1 protein-coding gene is annotated in these 1,657 nt (G+C 66.6%); it reads left to right on the top strand.

Going from position 1 to position 1,657, the window contains the following annotated elements:
• Nucleotides 1–1,657, top strand: a 1,657-nt coding sequence (locus BLP99_RS26025; RefSeq protein WP_143008002.1) for a condensation domain-containing protein, incomplete at both ends; no start/stop codon positions are given.

Below are 1,657 nucleotides of genomic sequence, written 5' to 3'. Positions count from 1 at the left end.
GGGAAGCACCCGGATCACGCCGTCGATGCTGCCGCTGGTGGCGCTGGACCAGGACGCCATCGACCGCATCGTGGCGACTGTGCCGGGTGGTGCGCGCAACGTGCAGGACATCTACCCCCTGGCGCCTTTGCAGGAGGGCATTCTCTATCATCACCTCTCGGCGGAGCAGGGTGACCTGTACGTCCTCCAGACGCAGTTCGCCTTCGAGGACCGTGAGCGTCTGGAAGCCTTCGCCCAGGCGTTGCAAGCGGTGATCGATCGCCATGACATCCTGCGCACCAGCGTCGTATGGGAGGGGCTGGCTTCGCCGGTGCAAGTGGTCTGGCGCGAGGCGAAACTGCACCTCGAAGAGGTCCGGTTCGACCCGACCGCCGGGGACGCCGTAACGCAGCTGCGCCAGCGCTTCGACCCGCGACAGCATCGCCTGGACGTGGGCCAGGCACCGTTGATGCGCCTGGCCTACGGTCAAGACGAGGCCAATCGTCGATGGGTGGCGAGTTTGCTGTTCCACCATATGGCGCTGGATCATACGGCGCTGGAGGTGGTGCAACACGAAATGCAGGCGCACCTGCTGGGCGAGACCGCCCGACTGGCGGAAACGGTGCCCTATCGCAATTATGTGGCGCAGGCACGGTTGGGGGTGACTCGGCAAGAGCATGAAGCCTTCTTCCGTGACATGCTCGGCGACGTGGACGAACCGACATTGCCGTTCGGCTTGCTGGACGTGCAGGGGCAGAACCACGACATCGACGAGGCCCGGCAAGCGCTGGCCCCGGCGCTGGATCTGCGCCTGCGCCAGCAGGCGCGTCAGGCGGGGGTGAGCGTCGCCAGCCTGGTGCACCTGGCCTGGGCCCAGGTGTTGGGCAAGGTGTCCGGCCGGCAGGACGTGGTGTTCGGCACCGTGCTGATGGGCCGGATGCAGGGCGGCGAGGGCGCCGACCGGGCGCTGGGGATGTTCATCAATACCCTGCCATTGCGCGTGACGTTGGGGCAGCAGGGCGTGCGGGCGGGCGTCAAGGCGACCCATGCACGGCTGACGGCCCTGTTGGGCCATGAGCACGCCTCTCTGGCCCTGGCCCAGCGATGCAGTGCCGTGGCGGCGCCATTGCCGTTGTTCAGCGCCTTGCTCAACTACCGCCACAGCGCCACTGGCGCAGACGCGGCCTCGACCTCGGCGGTGCAGGCATGGCGCGGTATCCAGGCCCTGGAAGGCGAGGAGCGCACCAACTATCCGCTGACCTTGAACGTCGACGACCTGGGCAGCGGCTTCAGTCTGACGGTGCTGGTGGCTGCCGGGATCGGCGCACAACGGGTCTGCGGGTATGTGCAGGCAGCGTTGGAAACACTGGTGGAGGCCCTGGAGCAGACACCCCAGGTGCCGTTGTATCGCCTGCCGATTCTGCCGGCCAGCGAGCGTGAACAGGTGCTGGTGGGCTTCAACGCCACCCAGGCCGAATACCCGCTGGAGCAGACGATTCACGGGTTGTTCGAAGCGCAAGTTCAGCGCACGCCGGAATCGCTGGCGGTGCTGCATCGCGGACAACGCCTGACTTATCGCGAATTGAACGAACGGGCCAACCGCCTGGCCCATTACCTGCGCAAGCAGGGCGTGAAACCCGATTCCCGTGTGGCGATCTGTGTCGAGCGCGGTCTCGAC

It is taken from the genome of Pseudomonas sp. NFACC32-1, from assembly GCF_900101215.1.
Taxonomy (GTDB): Bacteria; Pseudomonadota; Gammaproteobacteria; order Pseudomonadales; family Pseudomonadaceae; genus Aquipseudomonas.
The sequence above is the reverse complement of the archived record's forward strand: the minus strand, read 5'-3'. Positions and strand labels throughout refer to the sequence as shown.